The sequence below is a fragment of the Variovorax sp. W1I1 genome (assembly GCF_030815625.1).
Classification (GTDB): domain Bacteria; phylum Pseudomonadota; class Gammaproteobacteria; order Burkholderiales; family Burkholderiaceae_C; genus Variovorax; species Variovorax paradoxus_C.
In genome coordinates, this window is the sequence record NZ_JAUSWZ010000001.1 from 98,070 (window position 1) to 120,754 (window position 22,685).

At 67.4% G+C, this 22,685-nt stretch carries 18 protein-coding genes; 9 read left to right on the plus strand and 9 right to left on the minus strand.

The window, feature by feature from the left end:
• Positions 1–7: 7 nt before the first annotated feature.
• Positions 8–919, minus strand: a complete 912-nt coding sequence (locus tag QFZ83_RS00460) for a dioxygenase (RefSeq protein WP_307501361.1) — start codon at positions 917–919, stop codon at positions 8–10.
• Positions 920–956: 37 nt separating this feature from the next.
• Positions 957–2,108, minus strand: a complete 1,152-nt coding sequence (locus QFZ83_RS00465; RefSeq protein ID WP_307501363.1) for a CaiB/BaiF CoA-transferase family protein — start codon at positions 2,106–2,108, stop codon at positions 957–959.
• Positions 2,109–2,231: 123 nt separating this feature from the next.
• Between QFZ83_RS00465 and QFZ83_RS00470 the strand changes: the two genes are divergently transcribed.
• From QFZ83_RS00470 to QFZ83_RS00505, 8 genes are all read left to right on the plus strand, one after another.
• Positions 2,232–3,149 carry a LysR substrate-binding domain-containing protein gene (locus QFZ83_RS00470; protein ID WP_307501365.1) on the plus strand — a complete coding sequence of 306 codons (918 nt, stop codon included), beginning with the start codon at positions 2,232–2,234 and terminating at the stop codon, positions 3,147–3,149.
• A gap of 137 nt (positions 3,150–3,286) precedes the next feature.
• Positions 3,287–4,207 (plus strand): hydroxymethylglutaryl-CoA lyase, encoded by a 921-nt coding sequence (locus tag QFZ83_RS00475; protein WP_307501367.1) that lies wholly within the window; start codon positions 3,287–3,289, stop codon positions 4,205–4,207.
• A 28-nt stretch (positions 4,208–4,235) separates the two neighbouring features.
• The gene (gene rhtB / locus QFZ83_RS00480) at positions 4,236–4,874 is read left to right on the plus strand and encodes a homoserine/homoserine lactone efflux protein (protein ID WP_307501369.1); all 639 of its coding nucleotides are present in this window, start codon (positions 4,236–4,238) and stop codon (positions 4,872–4,874) included.
• A gap of 25 nt (positions 4,875–4,899) precedes the next feature.
• On the plus strand, positions 4,900–5,388 hold the full coding sequence (locus QFZ83_RS00485; RefSeq protein ID WP_307501371.1) for a YbaK/EbsC family protein: 489 nt from the start codon (positions 4,900–4,902) through the stop codon (positions 5,386–5,388).
• Positions 5,385–5,660 carry a DUF1289 domain-containing protein gene (locus QFZ83_RS00490; protein WP_307501372.1) on the plus strand — a complete coding sequence of 92 codons (276 nt, stop codon included), beginning with the start codon at positions 5,385–5,387 and terminating at the stop codon, positions 5,658–5,660. The genes QFZ83_RS00485 and QFZ83_RS00490 overlap by 4 nt, the downstream gene beginning before the upstream one ends.
• On the plus strand, positions 5,657–6,301 hold the full coding sequence (locus tag QFZ83_RS00495; RefSeq protein ID WP_307501374.1) for a 2-hydroxychromene-2-carboxylate isomerase: 645 nt from the start codon (positions 5,657–5,659) through the stop codon (positions 6,299–6,301). Before QFZ83_RS00490 ends, QFZ83_RS00495 begins: the two co-directional genes overlap by 4 nt.
• Positions 6,302–6,493: 192 nt before the next feature.
• The gene (locus tag QFZ83_RS00500) at positions 6,494–8,188 is read left to right on the plus strand and encodes an MFS transporter (RefSeq protein WP_306881454.1); all 1,695 of its coding nucleotides are present in this window, start codon (positions 6,494–6,496) and stop codon (positions 8,186–8,188) included.
• A 184-nt stretch (positions 8,189–8,372) separates the two neighbouring features.
• Positions 8,373–8,522: a hypothetical protein gene (locus tag QFZ83_RS00505; protein WP_164546835.1), complete on the plus strand. Its 150-nt coding sequence runs from the start codon at positions 8,373–8,375 to the stop codon at positions 8,520–8,522.
• A gap of 27 nt (positions 8,523–8,549) precedes the next feature.
• On the opposite strand, the gene QFZ83_RS00510 is transcribed toward QFZ83_RS00505, so the two are convergent.
• Both QFZ83_RS00510 and QFZ83_RS00515 read right to left on the minus strand, forming a co-directional pair.
• Entirely contained in the window at positions 8,550–9,662 is a 1,113-nt protein-coding gene (locus tag QFZ83_RS00510; RefSeq protein ID WP_307501377.1) for an ABC transporter substrate-binding protein, read from the minus strand.
• Positions 9,663–9,842: 180 nt separating this feature from the next.
• Entirely contained in the window at positions 9,843–10,955 is a 1,113-nt protein-coding gene (locus QFZ83_RS00515; RefSeq protein WP_307501379.1) for an ABC transporter substrate-binding protein, read from the minus strand.
• A gap of 177 nt (positions 10,956–11,132) precedes the next feature.
• Between QFZ83_RS00515 and uvrA the strand changes: the two genes are divergently transcribed.
• Complete coding sequence (gene uvrA / locus QFZ83_RS00520; protein ID WP_307512596.1) at positions 11,133–16,985, plus strand: excinuclease ABC subunit UvrA; 5,853 nt, start codon at positions 11,133–11,135, stop codon at positions 16,983–16,985.
• A 48-nt stretch (positions 16,986–17,033) separates the two neighbouring features.
• Here uvrA and QFZ83_RS00525 read toward each other — a convergent pair whose 3' ends face one another.
• From QFZ83_RS00525 to QFZ83_RS00545, 5 genes are read right to left on the minus strand one after another with little or no spacing between them, the layout of a single operon-like run.
• Complete coding sequence (locus QFZ83_RS00525) at positions 17,034–18,512, minus strand: NAD-dependent succinate-semialdehyde dehydrogenase (protein ID WP_307501381.1); 1,479 nt, start codon at positions 18,510–18,512, stop codon at positions 17,034–17,036.
• Positions 18,513–18,551: 39 nt separating this feature from the next.
• On the minus strand, positions 18,552–19,511 hold the full coding sequence (gene speB / locus QFZ83_RS00530) for an agmatinase (RefSeq protein WP_307501383.1): 960 nt from the start codon (positions 19,509–19,511) through the stop codon (positions 18,552–18,554).
• Between the two features lie 16 nt (positions 19,512–19,527).
• The gene (locus QFZ83_RS00535) at positions 19,528–20,346 is read right to left on the minus strand and encodes an ABC transporter permease (RefSeq protein WP_257864875.1); all 819 of its coding nucleotides are present in this window, start codon (positions 20,344–20,346) and stop codon (positions 19,528–19,530) included.
• A 22-nt stretch (positions 20,347–20,368) separates the two neighbouring features.
• Entirely contained in the window at positions 20,369–21,625 is a 1,257-nt protein-coding gene (locus QFZ83_RS00540) for an ABC transporter permease (RefSeq protein ID WP_306881462.1), read from the minus strand.
• 18 nt (positions 21,626–21,643) lie between these two features.
• A complete protein-coding gene (locus tag QFZ83_RS00545) occupies positions 21,644–22,672 on the minus strand; it encodes an ABC transporter substrate-binding protein (RefSeq protein WP_307501388.1) in 1,029 nt (342 codons plus the stop codon).
• Between the last annotated feature and the right edge of the window lie 13 nt (positions 22,673–22,685).

Sequence of the window (22,685 nt, forward strand, 5' to 3'; positions counted from 1 at the left end):
TCGGGGCTCAGGCGGCCTCGGGTTGGAGATGGAAGTCGTAGTGCGCGGACCAGTACGGCCGCTCGATCGCGCGGCCGTCGGGCGCCTTGCCGGGCGGGTGGGATTCGAAATCGACGACGAGGCTGGGCCGCACGCCGAACACCGCATCCGAATCGATGTAGGGGCTGCCTGCCACGAAGAGGTGCGTGGTCACCGGCACGTGCCCCTCGGCCACCACCTTCATGTGGATGTGGCCGGGCCGGTTGGGGTGGCGGCCCATGCCGGCGAGCATGCGGCCCACGGGGCCGTCGACCGGCACCGGGTAGTACGAGGGCTTGATCGACCAGAACCAGTAGCGGCCCTCGGCGTCGGTGCGGATGCGTGCGCGCGCCGCCATGCCCGCGCCTTCGACCTGCATGTCGTACACACCCTCGCCGTCGCCCGACCAGATGTCGAGCAGCGCGTTGGCGAGCGGCTGGCCGCGGGTGTCGGTGACGCGGCCGCTGTAGAAGGCGGGCTCGCCGCGCACGCCGGGCGCGATGTCGGCGCCGAGAGGCAGGGCGGGCGCGCCGTCCCAGTAGTAGGGGCCCTGCACAGTGGCCTCGGTGGTCTCGGTCGCGTGCAGCGTCTTGCCGGCCTGGCTTGATTGGCCTGTGCGGGCGGCGGCGCGCAGCTGGTCGAGCATCACCACCATCATCGAAGCGCCGAGCGTGTCCGACAGCAGGATGAACTCCTGGCGCTTGTCGTCGCAGGCCTGGCCCACGGCGGTGAGGAACTCGATGCCGGCCATCCATTCGTGGGGCTGCAGGTCAACCTCGCGGATGAAGGCGTGCAGGTGGGTGACCAGCGAGCGCATCACTTCCGCGAAGCGCGGATCGGCGGCGCCCTCCAGGCGCTGCAGCGCGGCCTGGGTGAGCTCGTTCTCGTTCGAAGGGGTCATGGGGTTCGTCTCCTTTTTCTTGTGGCGATGGGATGCGTCAGGCGGTGGCTTGCAGGCGCCGCCGTATCGGCCCGACGATGGCGTCGTTGTCCGCGCCCAAGAGCGGCGGCGCGGTGACTTCGAGCGGCCTTTCGCCGTCGAAGCTCACGGGCGAGCGGATGGTCCGCCACTCGCCGCCTTCGGGGTGCGGCGCGCTCACCTCGAGTTGCAGGTGGCGGGCCTGAGGGTCTTCCATCGCTTCGCGGGTGTCGTACATCGGGGCGTGGGGCACGTCTTCGGACTCCAGCCGCGCGCACCAATCGGCGCGAGTGCGTGCGCGGAACAGGCCGTCGAGCAGGGCGATCATGTCGTTCTGGTGGGCGATGCGGCCCTCGCGCGTCGCGAAGCGCACATCCTGAAAGAGGTCGGGCCGCTCGATCGCGTTGGCCAGGCCCTGCCAGAACTTCTCGGGCGACGACATGTGCAGCGCGATCCACAGGCCGTCGGCGCACTCGAGCACGTACGACTGCGAGACGCTCGGCCGGCTGAACGGACCCATGATCTCGTTCTCGGAAAAGTAGTGCGTGAAAGCATCGAGGTTGAAGTGGCACATGGCCTCGAGCATCGACACCTCGACCTTGCGGCCCTGGCCGGTGCGCCCGCGTTCCACCAGCGCGCCCATCACGCCATAGGCCGCGTAGAAGCCGGTCATCGCATCGGCCACGGCGGGGCCCACCACGCGCGGATTGGCCGGGTTCACCAGCAGCTTGAGGAAAGCGCTGGCCGCCTGGGCCACCGTGTCGTAGGCGGGGCGGTTGGCGGCCGGGCCGGTCTGGCCGAAGCCGCTGATGGCGCAGTACACCAGCCGCGGGTTGAGCGCGCGCAGCCTCGCCTCGCCCGCACCCAGCCGCTCGGCCGCGCCGGGTCGGAAGTTCTGGATGTAGACGTCCGATTCCTTCACCAGCTCGTCGAACACCGCCGCGTCTTCCGGCAGCTTGGGGTTGAGCGTGATGCTGCGCTTGTTGCGGTTGTAGGTCTGGAAGTGCGGGCTGTAGAGGCCCCCGCGGAAGGAGCGGAACGGATCGCCGCTGCCCGGCTGCTCGAGCTTCACCACCTCGGCGCCCAGGTCGGCGAGGAACATGCCCGCCGCCGGCCCGGTGATGAATGTGCCTTGCTCCAGCACCTTGATGCCGCTGAGGACTTTGTGCACCGCGTTGTCTCCTGTGTGTTCGTGGCTGGGGCGAACTCTATGCAGGCGCGACGATTTTTAACAATGATGGATTTGCATGGATACCATCGATGCCATCGATCGTTCGAGGCACCGAGGATCTCCATGGAATTGCGTCACCTGCGCTACTTCAGCGCGCTGGCCGGCTCGCTCAACTTCACCCGCGCGGCCGAGCGGCTGCATGTGACGCAGTCGACGCTGTCGCACCAGATCAAGCAACTGGAAGAGGAACTGGGCACGCTGCTCTTCGACCGCATCGGCAAGCGCGTGGCGTTGACCGAGGCCGGCGAGGCCTTTCTGCATCACGCGACCCGCGCGCTTCAGGAAATCGATCGCGGCCTCGGCGCGCTGCGCGAAGACCCGGAGGCCGCGGCCGGCGAGCTGCGCATCGGCTCGACCCACACCTTCAACCTCGGCTTCATTCCGGACTGCATCGCGGGCTTCCAGCAGCGCTATCCGCGGGTGCGCGTGATGGTGGACGAGCTCGCGGCCGACCTGATCGCCGAGCGGCTGCAGGCAGGCACGCTCGACCTGGGCATCGCCTACCGGCCGGGCGTGCCCGGCACGCTGCAGTTCGAGCCGCTCTACAACGAGGAGATGGTGCTGGTGGTGGCCGAAAACCATCCGCTCGCGCGCCGCAAGCGCGTGCGCATGGTGGAGCTGCACAGAATGCCGATGGTGCTGCTGCCCGCGAGCTTCGCGACGCGGCAGATGCTCGACGAGTGCTTCCGCTCCTGCGGGGCCGAGCCGCAGGTCGTGGCCGAGATCAACACGCTGGCGCCGATCATGGGGCTCGTCGCGAAGACGCAGCTCGCGGCCATCGTCTCGGCCAATGCGGTGCAGCCGAACTCGGGCCTTGCCACGGTGCGGCTGGAGAGCCCGACGCCGGTGCGCACGCCCGGCATGCTGTGGTCGCAGAAGGCGCGCGAGTCGGCGCCCACGCGCGCCTTCGCCGCGATCGTGCGCAAGGTGGCGTTTCGCACGAGCATGCTGGAGCGATCGGACCTCAAACCCGAGCGATGAACGCGGGGCTGGCACCATTTGCAACCGCTCTGGCGCGCATTGCTACCTTCCGCGCGGTCTGTACCAGGCAGGGCCTTCCCAGGTGTCCGACAATCGAAGACGGCTTTTTCATCCTCCCGCGACACAAGAGACATCCCATGAAACTCCCCACCCGCGTCCAGCTCGTCGACGTCGGCCCGCGCGACGGCCTGCAGAACGAAAAGCAGCCCGTCTCGGCCGAGATCAAGATCGGCCTCGTGCATCGCCTGCAGGATGCGGGGCTCCAGGAAATCGAGGTCACCAGTTTTGTCTCGCCCAAGTGGGTGCCGCAGATGGCCGACAACGCCGAGGTGATGCACGGCATCGTGCGCAAGCCGGGCGTTCTCTACTCGGTGCTCACGCCCAACATGAAGGGCTTCGAGGCCGCCATCGCCGCGCCGCGCGAGGAGTGGCCCGACGAGATCGTGGTGTTCGGCGCCGCGAGCGAAGCCTTCAGCCAGAAGAACATCAACTGCTCGATCGCCGAGAGCATCGAGCGCTTCGCACCTGTCGTGGCAGCGGCGCTCGAGAAGGGCATTCGTGTGCGCGGCGCGATGTCGTGCACGGTCGGGTGCCCCTATGAAGGCGAGATCGCCCCGGCCAAGGTCGGCTACCTCGCGCAGTTGATGAAGGGCATCGGCGTGCAGCGCGTGGATGTGGCCGACACCATCGGCGTGGGCACACCGCGCAAGGTGCAGGCGGCGATGGAGGCCACGCTGGCGCACTTCGATGTGGATGCCATTTCCGGGCACTTCCACGACACCTATGGGCAGGCGCTGGTCAACACGCTGGCGGCGCTCGAGCTGGGCGTGTGGAACTTCCAGTCGTCCTCGGCGGGCCTGGGCGGCTGCCCGTATGCCAAGGGCGCGACGGGCAATGTCGCGACCGAGGACGTGGTCTACATGCTGCACGGCATGGGCATCGAGACCGGCATCGATCTCGACAAGCTGATCGACGCGGGCGTCTACATCAGCGAGGCGCTGGGGCGCGAGCCGAACTCGCGCGCATCGAAGGCCATCCGCACCAAGCGGGCCGGCTGAGAACACAACAACAAGCACAGGAGTTTTCGTGGATCTGCATGTCTGGCTTGCATTTCTGGTGGCCAGTTGCGTCATCGCGGTGTCGCCCGGTTCGGGCGCGGTGCTCAGCATGAGCCATGGCCTGAGCTATGGCGTGCGTCGCACCACGGCGACCATCGTCGGCTTGCAGCTCGGGCTGGCCGTGATCCTGCTGGTGGCGGGGCTCGGCGTGGGCGCGGTGCTCACCGCCTCGGCCACCGCGTTCACGGTGATCAAGGTGGTCGGCGCGTGCTACCTGCTGTGGCTGGGTTGGCGCCAGTGGCGCGCGCCGGTCGCGGCCGTGAACGGCGATGCGTCGGACTCCGCCGGCGAGCCTGACCTCACGACCCGGCAACGCGTGCTGCGCGGCTTTCTCACCAACGTGACGAATCCCAAGGGCATCGTCTTCATGGCGGCCGTGCTGCCGCAGTTCATCGAGCCGACGCGGCCGCTGTGGCTGCAGTTGCTGGTGCTGCTGGCCACGACGGTGATGGTCGATGTGACCGTGATGCACGGCTACGCCTGGCTGGCGGCGCGGCTGCAGGGCGTGCTGCGTTCGGTGCGTGCGCGCCGCGCGCAGAACCGCGTCTTCGGCGGCGTGCTGATGGCGATGGGCGCATTCCTCTTCATGTTCAAGCGCAGCGCTTGAAAACCGATCCTGTAGATTCGAATCCATGTGCGGCTCTGAACTCCACTCCCTCCCCGAAGGCGTCCAGCGCGTGTCCCGCGTGCTGCAGGACGCCGGCCATCCCCATTCCCCCCGCATGCTCGACGACGCCTGCCGCACCGCGCAGCAGGCGGCCGATGCGCTCGGCATCTCGGTCGGGCAGATCGCCAAGAGCATCATCTTTCGCCGCAAGAGCGACGACGTGCCGGTGCTGGTCATCACCTCGGGCGACAAGCGCGTGGACGAGAAGAAGGTCGATGCGCTCATCGGCAAGACCGGCCGCGCCGATGCCGAGTTCGTGAAGGCGCGCACCGGCTTCACCATCGGCGGCGTGTCGCCGGTGGGGCATGCGACCAAGCCGGTGGTGCTGATCGATCGCGAGCTCTTCCGCTTCGAAGAAATCTGGGCCGCGGCGGGCCATCCGCACGCGGTGTTCCAGCTCCGGCCGCAGGACCTCGAAACCCTCACCGGCGCGCCGGTGGCGGACGTGGTTTGAACTTCGCGGAAGCCGAAACCCTGGCCGCACGCGCTGTCGCCGTGCGCGACCTGCCCGAAGACGTTCCCTCGCCCTGCACCTCGGTCTGCCGCATGGACCGCCTGAGCGGCTTCTGCGAGGGGTGCCTGCGCACCATTCCCGAGATCGCGGGCTGGAGCAAGATGGAAGACGACGCGCGCCGCGGCGTGTGGCGCGCGATAGAGTTGCGGGCCCGGGCCGGCATCTGGCGCGTTCCAGAAATCCCGGAAATCTCTGGAGACACCGACGCATGAAGCACATCGACTTCTATCTCGACTTCATCTCGCCCTACGCGCACCTCGCGTTCGAGCACCTGCCGGAGGCGCTCGAAGGGCTGAGCTACAGCGTGGCCTACAAGCCGGTGCTGCTCGGCGCGCTGCTCAAGCAGCACGGTCAGCTCGGGCCGGCCGAGATTCCATCGAAACGCAGCTGGACCTACCGCCATGTGCTGTGGCTTGGCCATGCGAACGGCATCCAGATCGAGATGCCGGCCTCGCACCCCTACAACCCGCTCGCGCACCTTCGGCTCGCGGTCTCGACGAGCGATGACGGCAGCATCAGCCGCCTGGTGGCCGAGACGATCTTTCGCAACGTCTGGCGCGGCGGTGAGGAAGCCGGCGATGCCGCGCGGCTCGCGGCGCTCACCGCGCAACTGCAACCCCAGCGCGAAGCGGGCAGCGACGAGAGCAAGGCGCTCCTGAAGCGCAACACCGACGAAGCGCTCGCGCTCGGCGTGTTCGGCACGCCCGCCTACGTGGTCGACGGGCGCCTCTTCTGGGGCTTCGACGGCATCGCGATGCTGCGTTCGTACCTCGCCGGCGATGCGTGGTTCGAGGGACCCGCGTGGACCTCGGCCGACCAGCGCCCCTCTTTGCTGCGCGGCAGCAAGGCCTGAAAAGGCGTCTGAGGACAAACCCGAGCAGGGTTGCGATTTCTTACAGGCTGAAACGCGCCCCGCGGGTTTCACCTTAATCCGTAAGCATCGGTTCAGTTTCGCGCAAGTCTCGGGTCAGTCACGCCTCCAAGAATGCCTCACGGCCCCGGATACCGGGTGCCGCATGAACGCAAACACACAGGAGACGACGCAATGGCCGCCACACTAGATTCACGGGGAGTGCCGCATCCGGCCCCCCGGCCCATGTCCTCGGAGGAGAAGAAAGTCATCTTCGCCTCCTCGCTCGGCACCGTGTTCGAGTGGTACGACTTCTATCTCTACGGTTCGCTCGCGGCGATCATCGCCAAGCAGTTCTTCAGCGGGCTGGATGCGGGCGCCGCCTTCATCTTCGCGCTGCTGGCGTTTGCTGCCGGTTTCCTGGTGCGTCCGTTCGGCGCCATCGTGTTCGGCCGCCTGGGCGACATGATCGGGCGCAAGTACACCTTCCTGGTGACGATTTTGATCATGGGCCTGTCGACGTTCATCGTCGGCCTGTTGCCCAGCTACGCGACCATCGGCGTCGCGGCGCCGGTGATCCTGATCGCGCTGCGCATGCTGCAGGGCCTCGCGCTCGGCGGCGAGTACGGCGGTGCCGCCACCTACGTGGCCGAGCACTCGCCGCACGGCAAGCGCGGTGCGTACACCTCGTGGATCCAGACCACGGCAACGCTCGGCCTGTTCCTGAGCTTGCTGGTGATCCTGGGCGTGCGCGAGTTCATGGGCGAAGCCGCATTCAACGACTGGGGCTGGCGCATTCCGTTCCTGGTGTCGATCCTGCTGCTGGGCATCTCGGTGTGGATTCGCCTGACGCTGTCGGAGTCGCCCGCCTTCCAGAAGATGAAGGCCGAGGGCAAGACCTCGAAGGCGCCGCTGGCTGAATCCTTCGGCCAATGGAAGAACCTCAAGATCGTGATCCTGGCGCTGGTCGGCCTCACGGCTGGGCAGGCGGTGGTCTGGTATTCGGGCCAGTTCTATGCGCTCTTCTTCCTCACGGCACAGCTGAAGGTCGATGCGACCACGGCCAACCTGATGATTGCCGCCGCACTGCTGCTGGGCACGCCCTTCTTCGTGATCTTCGGCACGCTGTCGGACAAGATCGGCCGCAAGCCCATCATCATGGCCGGCTGCCTGCTGGCCGTGGTCACGTACTTCCCGGTCTTCAAGATGCTGACCGAAGCCGCCAACCCCGACCTTGCCCGCGCACAGGCCACGGCCGGCGTCACGGTGACGGCCGACCCGGCGACCTGCTCGTTCCAGGGCAACCCGGTGGCCCGCGAGATCGACTTCAAGAGCTCGTGCGACATCGCCAAGCGCTACCTCGTGCAGAACTCGGTGAGCTACGAGAACGTGGCCGGCGCGCCGGGCTCCGCGGCGATCGTGAAGATCGGCGACAAGACCGTCGAGGCACCCACCGGCGTGGTCGTGAACTCCAAGTTCGACGAGAACACCGTCAAGTCCATCGCCGCCTTCAAGAAGGGCGTGGCCGAAGACCTGAAGATCGCGGGCTACCCGGCCAAGGCCGACCCCGCCAAGATCAACAAGGTGCTGACGATCGTGCTCTTGTTCTGGCTGGTGCTGCTGGTGACGATGGTCTACGGCCCGATCGCCGCGATGCTGGTCGAGATGTTCCCCACGCGCATCCGCTACACCTCGATGAGCCTGCCGTACCACATCGGCAACGGCTGGTTCGGCGGCCTGCTGCCGACCACCGCCTTCGCCATCGTGGCGTCGACCGGCAACATGTACAACGGCCTCTGGTACCCGATCATCATCGCGGGCATCACGCTGGTGATCGGCACGCTGTTCATCCGCGAGACGAAGGACGTGGACATCTACGCGAACGACTGATCGCGCACATCGCAAATGCGAAAAGGAGGGCTGCGGAAGCGGCCCTCCGTTCAACAAAAGGGCTTCATGCCATCCAACGGCATGAGGCCCTTTTCTTGAGCCCCTTGAGCCCCTTGAGCTCCTTGAGCTCCTTGAGCCCTTGAATCCTTCTCACCATCCCCATCCTTTTCAGGAGACAGCACCCATGTGGAAAATCGTCGTCGGCTTCGTCATCTTTGCCGCCATTGCCCTGTACGTGATTTCGAAGGCCGGCGACAAGGTCGACATGTCGGGCGAAAAGCATGGTGGCGACACCACCACGCATGAGCCCGCACCTGCCGCCGCGCCCAAGTAAGAAGCAAGCCGCGCGGCGGGGCGGCGATCAGCGCTTGAAGCGGCCTTCGCTCACGATCGACAGGTCGACATAGTCGATGCCCGAGTGGTCCGTCGGCGAGTACGTCACCTCGACGCCGCCGCCCGCGTCGTACTGGAAGCTGTTGAGCGTGGCGATGAGCTTCGCGCGCGTGGGCTTGGGTCCGGTGCGGCGCAGCGCCTCCACCAGCACCTTGGTGGCGACGAAGCCTTCGAGCAGCGCTGGCGACAACTCGTTCTGCCCCTTGGCTTTCGCGAGCGCCATCGCCTCCTTGATCATCGGATGGCCGAACGAGCGCTCGTAGGGCAGCACCTGCGTGATGATCACGCCCGCGCTCGCCGAGCCCAGTTCCTTGATGAAGCCCGAGGCCGCGTTGTTCGACAGCGTGATGATCTGCGCCGCCGAGCCCGCGGCCCGCAGCGCCTTCACGCCTTCGGTCACCGCGGTGCCCGAGCCGATCCACAGCACGGCCTGCGCATTGGCCTTGGTGATCTGCGGCACGATCGCCGCGTAGTCGGGCTTGCTGCGGTCGGCCAGCGCCACCACCGCCGGCTTCAGGTTCGCCTTTTCGAAACCTTTGTTCGCACCTTCCATCGCGTCCTTGCCGAAGGAGTCGTCGGCCTGGACCACGGCAATGCGCTGGATGCCGGTGGTCTGCAGGTGCTGCACCGCCTTCTCGGCCTCGCGCTGGTAGGTCGAGCGCACATTGAAGATGTTCTTCTGCAGCGGCTTGTGCAGCACCATCGCGCCCGTCGAGGGGCCGACCAGCGCCACGCCGTATTTGTCGAGCAGCGGGATCACGGCGATCGTGTTGGGCGTCCCGCGATTCAGGAGCAGGGCGACGACCTTCTTGTCCTCGATCAGGATGCGGGTGTTTTCCAGCGAGCGCTTGGCATCGAGGCCGTCGTCCAGCCGGATCACCTCGACCTGCTCGCCGTTGATGCCGCCCTGGGCGTTGACCTGGTCGATCACCAGTTGCGAACCGAGGATCGTCTCCTTCACGCTGGCCGACACCGGGCCCGAAAGGTCGGCCGACTGGCCGATCAGGATCTGGGCCGACGCCCCGGGAACCACCGCTGCCAGGAGGAGCGCAGCGGCGCAGGAGGCGAACATCGTCTTCATCGAACAAAGCCTTTCCACGAGGCACCGGCCCCTGTCAGAAGATGTGTAATGTGTTGCTGTAGGTGACATTTGCTTGCTCGTGGAAACCCTGTCAAACCATTGTTTGCAGAGCCCCAAAAGCAACGGCCCGCCGGGGAGCCGGCGGGCCGTAATAGGTAGAAAACAGGGGGAGCTAGAGCGTCAGCGCTTGAACCGCCCGTCGCTGATGATCGCCAGGTCCGCGAAGTCGATGCCGCTGTGGTCCTGCGGCGTGTAGCTCACCTCCAGTCCGCCGCCGAGGTCGTAGCTGCGGATGCTTTCCAGCGCGGCCAGCACCTTGGCGCGCGTGGGCTTCGGACCCGCACGGCGCAGCGCCTCGACCAGCACCTTGGCCGAGGCAAAGCCTTCGAGCGCGGCGGGCGAAAGCTCCGCCTGCCCCTTGGCCTTGGCCAGCGTGAGCGCCTCCTTCACCATCGGCTGGCCGAGCGAGCGCTCGTTCGGAAACACCTGGGTCACGATCACGCCCCGGCTCGCATCGCCCAGCTGCTTGATGAAGCCCGACGAGGCGTTGTTCGACAGCGTGACCACCTGCGCCGCCGAGCCCGAGGCACGCAGCGCCTTGATGCCGTCGACCACCGCGACGCCAGAGCCGATCCACAGCACGGCCTGCGCGTTGGCGTCCTTGATGGTCGGCACGATGGCGGCGTAGTCGGGCTTGTCACGGTCGGCGGGAATGGTCACCGTCGGTGTGGCCTTGCCCTTGGTGAAGCCGGTCATCGCACCTTCGAGCGCGTCCTTGCCGAACGAATCGGTCACGTACACCACGGCGATGCGCGTGAGGCCGATGGTCAGCAGGTGCTGCACCGCCTTCTCGGCCTCGCGCTGGTAGGTGGCGCGCACGTTGAACACATGCTTTTGCAGCGGCTTGTGCAGCACCATCGCGCCGGTGGAGGGGCCGATGAGCGCGACCTCGTTCTTGTCGAGCCACGGAATGATCGCCTGCGAATGCGGCGTGCCGCGGCTCATGAAGAGCGCCACCACCTTCTTGTCCTCAATGAGCGCGCGGGCGTTGTCGCTGGCGCGCTTCACGTCGAAACCGTCGTCCATGCGGACCACCTCGATCTTCTCGCCGTGGATGCCGCCCTGGGCGTTGGCCGCGTCGATCACCAGCTGCGCGCCGCCGATGGTCTCGTTCACGCTCGCGGCGACCGAGCCGGTCATGCCGGCGGTCTGGCCGATGAGGATCTGGGCCGAGGCGCCCATCGCGGTCAGCGCCAGCGCGGCGGCGACGCAAAGCGTGCGCATCTTCGTCATAAAGGAAGCCTTTCGGGGTGTCTCTCGTTTAAATGCAAACAAACGTGCTATTTGTTTCCGAAAGTGTCTCCCAGATGAATACGGACAAACCCTGCGCGAGCGCAGACCTTGTGACGCAGTGCACGGATGCGTCACGGACCACTCCCTAGAATGTTTGCCCCACCCCCCAAGGCACTCATGACACAGGGCTCCATCCGGATTCGCGGCGCGCGCCAGCACAACCTCCAGAACCTCGACCTCGACATCCGCACAGGCGAGATGACCGTGGTCACCGGGCCCAGCGGCTCGGGCAAATCGAGCCTCGTGTTCGACACCCTCTACGCCGAAGGCCAGCGGCGTTATGTGGAAACCTTCTCCGCCTACGCACGCCAGTTCCTGGACCGCATGGACAAGCCGGCCGTCGACAAGGTGGAGGGCGTGCCGCCCGCCATCGCCATCGACCAGACCAACCCGGTGCGCTCCTCGCGCTCCACGGTCGGCACGATGACCGAACTCAACGACCACCTGAAGCTGCTCTACGCGCGCGCGGCGCAACTGTTCGACCGCGAAACCGCGCTGCCGGTGCGCCACGACTCGCCCGACAGCATCTATGCGCAGATCGCCGAGCGGGCCGCTGCGGCGGGCGATCCGCGACTGGTCATCACCTTTCCGGTCGAGCTGCCCGCGGGCACTTCGCCGGAAGAAGTGACGCAATGGCTCTCGGCCAGCGGATTCACGCGTGTTCAGTCCGAACGCGAGGTGGCGACACCCACCGGTCCGCGCAAGGTGCTCGACGTGGTGGCCGACCGCTTCCGCATCTCCAGCGCCGAGCGTTCGCGCGTGGTGGAGGCGATCGAAGTGGCGCTCAAGCGCGGCAGCGGTCGTGTGACTGTGCATGCGACGGGTGCTGAGGAAAACGCCTCGACCGACGTCTGGAAGTTCTCCACCGGCCTGCACTGCCCCGAGAGCGACATCCGCTACACCGACCCGATCCCGTCGATGTTCTCGTTCAACTCGGCGGTCGGCGCCTGCGAGACCTGCCGCGGCTTCGGCCGGGTGATCGGCGTGGATCTCGGCCTCGTGATTCCGAACGACAAGCTCACGCTGCGCGCCGGCGCGATCAAGACCATCCAGACGCCCGCTTGGAAAGAGGCGCAGGACGACCTCATGCGCCACGCCGAGGCGGCGGGCATTCCGCGCGACACGCCCTGGAACAAGCTCACCGACGAGCAGAAGCACTGGGTGATCGAGGGCACGCCCAACTACAAGGAAGGCAACTGGAACAAGCAGTGGTATGGCGTGCGCCGCTTCTTCGGCTACCTGGAGAGCAAGGCCTACAAGATGCACATTCGCGTGCTCTTGTCCAAGTACCGCAGCTACACGCAATGCCCCGTCTGCAGCGGCGCGCGCCTGAAGCTCGACAGCCTGCTCTGGCGCATCGGCAGCAAGGAAGACGCCGACGCGGTGCTGCCGCCCGAGAAGCGCTTCATGCCGACCGGCGTGAAGTGGTCGCGCGCGCAGCTCGAAGCATTGCCCGGCCTTTGCCTGCACGACCTGATGCTGTTGCCCATCGAGCGGCTGCGCAGGTTCTTCGACCGCATGAGCGGTATGGCTCCCTCCCCCTCTGGGGGAGGGCAGGGGTGGGGGCACGCGGCCTCCGCGAAGGCTGTGGCGGTGGTGGAGGCCGAGAGCCCCCATCCCAACCTTCCCCCAGAGGGGGAAGGGGCAAGGCAGGGCGAGGCACAGGCGCTGAAGCTGCTGTTCGAGGAAATCACCACGCGCCTGCGCTACCTGCACGACGTGGGCATCGGCTATCTCACGCTCGACCGCCAGAGCCGCACGCTCTCGGGCGGCGAGGTGCAGCGCATCAACCTCACGACCGCGCTGGGCACCTCGCTGGTCAACACGCTCTTCGTGCTCGACGAGCCCAGCATCGGCCTGCATCCGCGCGACATGAACCGCATCACCGAGGCCATGCTGCGCCTGCGCGATGCGGGCAACACGCTGGTGGTGGTCGAGCACGACCCGGCCGTGATGCTCGCGGCCGACCGCGTGATCGACATGGGCCCCGGCCCCGGCATCCGCGGCGGGCAGATCGTGTTCGACGGCACCACCGACCAACTGCGCGACGCCGACACGCTCACCGGCCAGTACCTGGGCGGCCGCAAGAAGATCGGCATGGGCTTCAAGCGGCTCGTGAGCGAGAACACGCACCGGCTCATCCTGGAAGGCGTGCGCGAGCACAACCTGCAGAACGTGACGGTCGAATTTCCGCTCGCGCGGCTGGTGTGCGTCACCGGCGTCAGCGGCTCGGGCAAGTCGACGCTGATCCAGGACGTGCTGGCGCCCGCGCTCATGCGCCACTTCGGCAAGGCGACCGAAACGCCGGGCGCGCACGACCGGCTGCTGGGCGCCGACCACCTGGGAGACGTTGTCTTCGTCGACCAGTCGCCCATCGGCAAGACCGCGCGCTCCAACCCGGCGAGCTACGTGGGCGCGTGGGACGCGATCCGCGAGATCTTCGCCACCGCGGCGCTCTCGCGCCAGCGCGGCTACACCGCGAGCAAGTTCAGCTTCAACTCCGGCGACGGGCGCTGCCCGACCTGCGGCGGCTCGGGCTTCGAGCACGTCGAGATGCAGTTCCTGTCGGACGTGTACCTGCGCTGCCCCGACTGCGACGGCAAGCGCTACCGGCCTGATATCCTCGAAGTGAAGATCGAGCGCAAGGGCAAGAGCTACAACGTGGCCGACGTGCTCGACCTCACCGTGGCCGAGGCTGCGGCGGTGTTCGAAGCCGACCGCGACGTGCTGCGCGTGCTGCAGCCGATCTCCGACGTGGGCCTGGACTACGTCAAGCTCGGCCAGCCGGTGCCCACGCTGTCGGGCGGTGAGGCGCAGCGCCTGAAGCTCGCGGGCTTCCTCGCTGAAGCCGCGAAGAGCGCGACCGCGAGCAAGCAATCGGTCGCACGCAGGGGCACGCTGTTCCTGTTCGACGAGCCGACCACGGGCCTGCATTTCGACGATATCGCGCGCCTGATGCGCGCGCTGCGCAAGCTGCTCGATGCGGGCCATTCGCTGATCGTGATCGAGCACAACCTCGACGTGATCCGCGCGAGCGACTGGTGCATCGATCTCGGCCCCGAAGGCGGCGAGGGCGGCGGCCAGGTGGTGGCCGAAGGCACGCCCGAGCAGCTGCGCGAGAACCGCGCTTCGCTCACCGGCGCGGCGCTGGCCGATTACGAACTGGCGATCGGCCCCGAGGCCTACAAGGTGGCCGAGCGCGCCGCGCGCCGCTACATCGCGAACGCGAAGACGGCGCCCGGCAGCAACGCCATCGAAATCGTGAATGCGCGCGAGCACAACCTGAAGAACCTCAGCGTCGACATTCCGCGCGGCAAGTTCAGCGTGGTGACGGGCGTGAGCGGCTCGGGCAAGTCGACGCTGGCCTTCGACATTCTTTTCAACGAAGGGCAGCGCCGCTACCTCGAATCGCTCAACGCGTATGCGCGCAGCATCGTGCAGCCGGCAGGGCGCCCCGAGGTGGATGCGGTCTACGGCATCCCGCCGACTGTGGCCATCGAGCAGCGCCTTTCGCGTGGTGGCCGCAAGAGCACGGTGGGCACGACCACCGAGGTGTGGCACTTCCTGCGCCTCTTGTATGTGAAGCTGGGCATCCAGCACTGCACGCACGAAGGTGCGGCTGTGCAGCCGCAGACGCCCGACAGCATCGCCGCGCAGCTCATGCGCAACTTCAAGGGCCAGCACATCGGCCTGCTCGCGCCGCTGGTGAGCAACCGAAAGGGCGTCTACACCGAGCTGGCCGACTGGGCGCGGCCGCGCGGCTTCACGCACCTGCGTGTCGACGGCGACTTCTTGCCGACCACCGGCTTCCCGCGCATCGACCGCTTCAAGGAACACAGCATCGAACTGCCCGTGGCGAGCCTCGACGTGTTGCCTTCGAAGGAAACCGAATTGCGCGAGGCGCTCACCAAGGCGCTCGAACATGGCAAAGGCGTGGTGCATGTGCTGAGCGAGCTCGACGGCCTGAAGGCCGCGATGATGGCCGGCGTGTCGGCGGCCGGCATCGGCCGCGTCAACGTGTTCTCCACACTGCGCGCCTGCCCGGTCTGCAGCACCAGCTACGCTGAACTCGACCCGCGCCTCTTCAGCTACAACAGCAAGCATGGCTGGTGCCCCGACTGCGTGGGCACCGGCGTCAAGCTCAGCAAGGACCAGCGCAAGGTCTTCGACGATTCGATCCGCGACGACGACAACAAGGGCCGCGAACAGACCTTCGCGGAGCCCGAGATCGAGGACCTCGCCGACACCGCCTGCCCGACCTGCGAGGGCACGCGGCTCAATGCCACGGCGCGCGCGGTGAGCTTCGGCGCCGCTCAGGCCGACGGCACGGGCGGCATCGGCATCACCGAGCTCGCGCGCATGAGCGTGACCGAGGTGCGGCAGTGGTTCGAGGGGCTCGCGCTCACCGGCCGAGAAGCCGAGATCGCACGCGACCTCGTGCCCGAGATCAAGAGCCGGCTCGAATTCCTCGAGGAAGTGGGCCTCGGCTACCTCACGCTCGACCGCGGCGCGCCCACGCTCTCGGGCGGCGAGGCGCAGCGCATCCGCCTCGCGGCGCAGCTCGGCAGCAACCTGCAGGGCGTGTGCTACGTGCTCGACGAGCCGACCATCGGCCTGCATGCGCGCGACAACCAGATCCTGCTGAACGCGCTGCACAAGCTCGGCGAAAAGGGCAACACGCTGGTGGTGGTGGAGCACGACGAAGACACCATCCGCCGCGCCGACCACATCATCGACATCGGTCCGAGCGCCGGCAAGCGCGGCGGCCGTCTCGTGGCCGAAGGCTCGGTGGCCGACATCGAGAAGGCGAGCGACTCCCAGACAGGCCGCTACCTCCGCGATGCCATCAAGCATCCGCTGCAGGCCCGGCGCCTGATTCCCTCGCCCGATCCGAAGGCCGAGGACAGCGGCAACTGGCTCACCGTGCACGGCGCCGACCTGCACAACCTGCAGGACGTGACCGCCACGCTGCCGCTGCACCGCCTCGTGGTGGTGACCGGCGTCAGCGGCTCGGGCAAGTCGACGCTCGCGCGCGACGTGCTGCTGGCCAGCGTGCAGGGCATCGTCATCCAGCGCATGACCAAGGCCGGCCGCGACGCCGATGCCGCGGGCAAGCGCGCGGCCTGGTCCGGCTGCAGCAAGGTCGAGGGCTACGAGACCATCGACCGCGTGCTCGAAGTCGACCAGACCCCCATCGGCAAGACGCCGCGCAGTTGCCCGGCCACCTACATCGGCTTCTGGGACACCATCCGCAAGCTCTTCGCCGACACGCTCGAAGCCAAGGCGCGCGGCTACGGCCCGGCGCGCTTCAGCTTCAACACCGGCGAAGGCCGCTGCCCGGGCTGCGAAGGCGCAGGCGTGCGCACCATCGAGATGAGCTTCCTGCCCGATGTGAAGGTGCCTTGCGAGGTGTGCCACGGCGCGCGCTTCAACCCCGAGACGTTGGCCGTGAGCTGGCGCGGCAAGAGCATCGGCGACGTGCTGAAGATGGAAGTGGACGAGGCGGTCGAGTTCTTCTCGGCCATGCCCAACATCAGCCATCCGCTGCAGTTGCTGAAGGACGTGGGACTCGGCTACCTCACGCTGGGGCAGCCCTCGCCCACGCTCTCGGGCGGCGAGGCGCAGCGCATCAAGCTGGTGACCGAACTGAGCAAGGTGCGCGACGACATCACCCGCCGCGGCCAGAAGGCGCCGCACACGCTGTACGTGCTCGACGAACCGACGGTGGGCCTGCACATGGCCGACGTCGAGAAGCTGATCCACGTGCTGCACCGGCTGGTGAACGGCGGCCACAGCGTGGTGGTGATCGAGCACGACCTCGACCTGATCGCCGAAGCCGACTGGATCATCGACCTCGGCCCCGAAGGCGGGAATGCCGGCGGACGCATCGTTGCGGCGGCGCCGCCGGAGGAAGTCGTGCGGCTCGGCACGCACACCGGCGTGGCATTGAAGCCGGTGCTGGCGAGATAGCGGAAGACGGGGCGGGGCTGGTCCCCGCCCTGCTTCGTCCTTCGCTTCTTACTTCTGGATGTCGCCCAGGCAGAGGTACTTGATCTCCACGTAGTCGTCCATGCCGTGGTGCGAGCCTTCGCGTCCCAGGCCCGACTGCTTCACGCCGCCGAAGGGCACGTGCTCGGTGGCGATCACGCCCGCGTTGATGCCGACCATGCCGTATTCCAGCGCTTCCGCCACGCGGAAGATCCGGCCCACGTCGCGCGTGTAGAAGTAGCTCGCGAGGCCGAACTCGGTGTTGTTCGCCGCGTCGATGCCGTCCTGCTCGGTCTTGAAGCGGAACACGGGGGCGAAGGGCCCGAAGGTTTCTTCGCGCGCGCACAGCATGTCGGCGGTGGCTTCCGCCACCACGGTCGGCTCGAAGAACTGGCCCTGCATCTTGTGGCCGCCGGCCAGCACCTTGCCGCCCTTGGCGATGGCATCGGCGACATGGCGCTGCACCTTGTCGATGGCCGCTTCCTCGATCAGCGGGCCCTGCACCACGCCCTCGTCGAAGCCGTTGCCGACCTTGAGCGCCTTGACCCTGGCCGCGAATTTCTCGACGAAGGCGTCGTAGATGCCGTCCTGCACATACAGCCGGTTCGCGCACACGCAGGTCTGGCCGGCGTTGCGGTACTTGCTCGCCATAGCACCTTCGACGGCCGAGTCCACGTCGGCATCGTCGAACACCAGGAAGGGCGCGTTGCCGCCCAGTTCCAGCGACAGCTTCTTGACCGTCGGCGCGCACTGGCTCATCAGGATGCGGCCCACTTCGGTGGAGCCGGTGAAGCTCAGATGGCGCACGACGTCGCTCTCGCACAGCTCCTTGCCGATCGCGATGCTGTTCTGGCTGTCGGCCGTGAGCACGTTGAGCACGCCCGCCGGAATGCCGGCGCGCACCGCCAGTTCGGCCGCGGCCAGCGCGGTCAGCGGTGTGAGTTCGGCCGGCTTGATGATCACCGTGCAGCCTGCGGCCAGCGCCGGCGCCACCTTGCGGGTGATCATCGCGAGCGGAAAATTCCAGGGCGTGATCGCCGCGCACACGCCGATGGCCTGCTTCATCACCAGCAGGCGGCGGTTGTTGTCGAACTGCGGCAGCACCTCGCCGTTCACGCGCTTGGCTTCTTCGGCAAACCACTCGACGAAGCTCGCGCCGTAGACGACCTCGCCCTTGGCTTCCGCGAAGGGCTTGCCCTGTTCGGCGGTCATCAGGCGGCCGAGGTCTTCGGTGTTGGCGATGAGCAGGTCGAACCACTTGCGCAGCACGATGCTGCGCTCCTTGCCGGTCTTGCCGCGCCAGGCGGCCAGCGCCTTGTTGGCGGCGGCAATGGCCTCGGCGGCATCGGCGCGCGTGAGGTTGGCCACGTCGGCCAGCTTCTTGCCGGTGGCCGGGTCGTTCACGTCGAAGCGGCTCGCGCCTCGCGTCCATTCGCCGGCGATCAGCGCATCGGTCTTGAGCAGGCTGGGGTCGTTCAGGAGGGCGAGGGGAGAGGTCTTGGTGTCCATGGTGTCGTGTTGTCTCGAAAGGATGGATGGCGATGGGGATCAGCGAAAAGGTACACCGGGAAGCACGCACAGCATTTCGTAGAGCAGATTGGCCCCGAGCAGCGCAGTGTTTCCGCTCGTGTCGTATGGCGGGCTGACCTCCACCAGGTCGGCGCCCACCACGTTCAGGCCGCGGCAGCCGCGCACGATTTCCAGCGCCTGCGGCACGGTGAGCCCGCCGATCTCGGGCGTGCCGGTGCCTCCGGCGAACGAGGGATCGATGCCGTCGATGTCGAAGCTGATGTAGACCGGATGCGTCGGCCCGATGCGCTCGCGCACTTGCGCCATGAGCGGTGCGAGCGACTGGTACCAGACCTCGTGCGCCTGCACCACGGTGAAGCCCTGTTCGCGCGGCCAGTCGAAATCGTCCGCCGCATAGCCCGTGCCGCGGAGGCCGATCTGCCAGACCTTGTCGCAGGCCAGGAGGCCCTCTTCGACCGCGCGCCGGAATGGCGTGCCGTGCGCGATGCGCTCGCCGAACATGTCGTCGTTCACATCCGCATGCGCATCCACGTGCACCAGCGCGACCGGGCCGTGCCGCTTCGCCACCGCCCTCAGGATCGGCAGCGCGATCGTGTGGTCGCCGCCGAGCGTCAGCGGCGCGCATCCTGCGGCCAGCACTGTGTCGTAGAAGGCCGAGACGATGTCGACCGACTTCTCGAGCGAGTAGGTGTTGATCGGCACGTCGCCCAGGTCGGCCACGTGCAGCTTGTCGAAGGGCGCGGCGCCCGTGGCCATGTTGTAGGGGCGCAGCAGCGCCGATTCGGCGCGGATCTGGCGCGGCCCGAAGCGCGCGCCCGGCCGGTTCGAGGTGCCGATGTCCAGCGGCACGCCGATGAACGCGGCGTCCAGCCCCTCGGGGGAAGTGGCCGCGGGCAGCCGCATCATCGTGCCGGGGCCGGCGAAGCGCGGCATCGTGTTGCCGCCGAGCGGCTGGTTCGGTGTCGGGTAGGTCGGCATCGCAGGAAGGTTCGGTTCAGCGCCGCCGGCCGCGCAGCCATTCGAGCGCGAGCAGCAGCGTGGTGGTGAAGACGATCAGCAGCGTCGCCACGGCGGCGATGGTGGGCGAGATGTTCTCGCGGATGCCGGTGAACATCTGGCGCGGCAGCGTGACCTGGTCGGGCCCCGCGAGAAACAGCGTGACCACCACTTCGTCGAACGAGGTGGCGAACGCGAACAGCGCCCCCGAGATCACGCCCGGCGCGATCACCGGCAGCGTGATGCGCATGAAGGTCCTGAACGGCGTTTCGCCCAGGCTGAGCGAGGCGCGCACCAGGTTCTGGTTGAAGCCCGCCAGCGTGGCGAGCACCGTGGTCAGCACGAACGGCGCACCGAGCGCCGCATGCACCACGATCAGCCCGAAGTAGGTGTCGGCCAGGCCGATGGGCGCGAAGTAGAGGTACGTGGCAACGCCCACCACCACGATCGGCACCACCATCGGCGAAATCAGCACGCTCATGAGCAGGCCCTTGAAGGCGAAGCTCGTGCGCGACAGGCCCACCGCCGCCAGCGTACCCAGCACGGTCGCCAGCACCGTGGCGGCCGGCGCGACGATGAAGCTGTTGCGCGCCGCGCGCGCCCACTCGGGCGACTCGAAGAGGTTGCGATACCAGCGCAGCGACCAGCCCGGGATCGGGTAGGCGAGGAACGAGCTGTCGGAGAACGACAGCGGAATCACCACGAGGATGGGCGCCAGCAGAAAGGCCAGCACCGCGACGCAGCCCGCGCGCACCGCCCACCAGCCGAGCTTGTCGGCGAAGGTGGCGTAGGCCGGGAAGTGAGGGAGCTTGAACATGCGTGTGTGTCTTTCGTACGGCTCAGCCCAGGCTCAACTCGGCCTTGCCGATGCGGCGGTACACGGCATACAGCAGCAGCGTGGCGACCAGCAGCACCGTGCCCAGCGCGCAGGCCATGCCCCAGTTGATTTCCACGTTGGTGTAGCGCGCGATGTAGTAGCTGAGCATCTGGTCGTCCGCACCACCGAGCAGCGCCGGCGTCACGTAGTAGCCGATGGCCAGGATGAAGACCAGCAGCGCGCCCGCGCCGATGCCCGGATAGGTCTGCGGCACGTACACCCGAAAGAACGCCGCCAGCGGCGAGCTGCCCAGCGAGACGGCCGCGCGCAGGTAGGTGGGCGGCACGCTCTTCATCACGCTGTAGAGCGGCAGGATCATGAAGGGCAGCAGGATGTGCACCATCGCGATGATCACGCCGGTGCGGTTGAACAGCAGCGCCAGCGGATGGTCGATGAGGCCGATGCCCATGAGGCCGCGGTTGACCAGCCCCTCGGATTGCAGCAGCACGATCCACGCCGCCACGCGCACCAGGATGGAGGTCCAGAACGGCACCAGCACCAGGATCATCAGCACGTTGGCCTTGCGCGCCGGCAGCGTCGACAGCCACCAGGCCAGCGGATAGGCCAGCAGCAGGCAGAAGAAGGTGACGACGGCGCTGATGTTGAAGGTGCGCAGCAGGATGCCGGCGAATGCGCGCTGGTCTGCGGGCATGCGTTCGACCTCGCCGGCCACGTCGCGCCGCAGGTCGACCGAGGCGAGCAGGTAGTCGGGCGTCCAGCGCGAGCCGTTCTTGGCGATGGCCTGCCAGAACGGCGGCTCGCCCCAGCGCGGATCGATCTCCAGCATGCGCGCCTTGACCTCTTCCGGTGTGCCGGCGATCGGCAACGCGCGGAAGGTGCCCATCACGAGCGAACGGGCGCCGGCGATCTCGGTGTTGAGGCGGCGCGCCAGGGCGCCCGCGTCGGAGCTGTCGGGCAGTTGGCCGAGGTCGGCCGCGATCGCCGCATAGGCGGCGGGCGCGGGCGCCTCCTTGCGGTTCCAGCCGTCGAGCGCGCGCACGGTGCGCGGCAGCGCGTTGGCCACCTCGGGGTTCTCGACCGCGCGCTGCAAGAGCGCCACGATGGGCACCAGCAGCGTGAGCAGCAGAAACACCAGCAGCGGCACGGTGAGCGCGAAGGCGCGCCACTTGCGGCGGGCTTCGGCGCGCGCCAGCGCACGACGCAGTTCGCCGGGCGGAGCCTCCGCCGAACCGAGGGGGACAGTCGTTGCCGCGTGCATGGCCTCTTGCCTGCCTGCTTACTGCGTGGCCCAGGATGCGAAGCGCTTCTCGAGCGCCTCGCCCTGGTCGGCCCAGAAGCCGACGTTGAACTGCAGCGAATCCTTGGCGTTGGCCGCCGAGGTCGGCAGGTCGGCCAGCACCTTGGGACTGAGCGCAGCCAGCGCCTTGGTGTTGGTGGGGCCGTAGGCGATGTTCTGCGCGTACACCGACTGGTTGGCCGGCTGCATCGCGAACTGGATGTACTTGAGCGAGGCTTCCTTGTTCGGCGCGCCCTTCGGGATCACGAGGTAGTCGAGGTCGTAGATGCCGCCCGGCCAGTAGATCTTGAGGTCGCGGCCTTCGCGGTTGGCCGCGTCGATGCGGCCGTTGTAGACGGTGGTCAGCACCACGTCGCCGGCCACCAGGAACTGCGGCGGCTGCGCGCCGGCCTCCCACCACTGGATGTTGGGCTTGAGTTCGGTGAGCTTCTTGAACGCGCGGTCGGCGCCGTCCTTGGTGCCGAGCACCTTGTAGACATCGCCCGGCTTCACGCCGTCGGCCATGAGCGCGAACTCGAGGTTGTAGCGCGCGCCCTTGCGCATGCCGCGCTTGCCGGGGATCTTCTTCACGTCCCAGAAGTCGGCCCAGCTGGTGGGCGCGCTCTTGAGCTTTTCGCCGTTGTAGGCCATGACGGTGGACCACACGAACAGGCCGACGCCGCAGTCGGTGACGGCGGCGGGGAGGAAGTCGGCCTTGTTGCCGATCTTGGAGTAGTCGAGCTTCTCGAACAGGCCCTCGTCGCAGCCGCGCGCCGCATCGGGCGACTCGACCTCGACCACGTCCCAGGTGACCTTCTTGGTCTCGACCATGGCCTTGATCTTGGCCTGCTCGCCGTTGTATTCGACCGGGATGATCTTGGTGCCGGCCTTCTCGTAGGGCTCGTAGTACGCCTTCTTCTGGGCATTGGCGTTGGCACCGCCGAAGTTGACCACGGTGAGCTGCTGCTGGGCGAAGGCCGGCAGCGCGAAGCTGACGGCGACGGTGCAGGCGAGGAGGGTCTTTTTCATGGGGAGTCTCTCG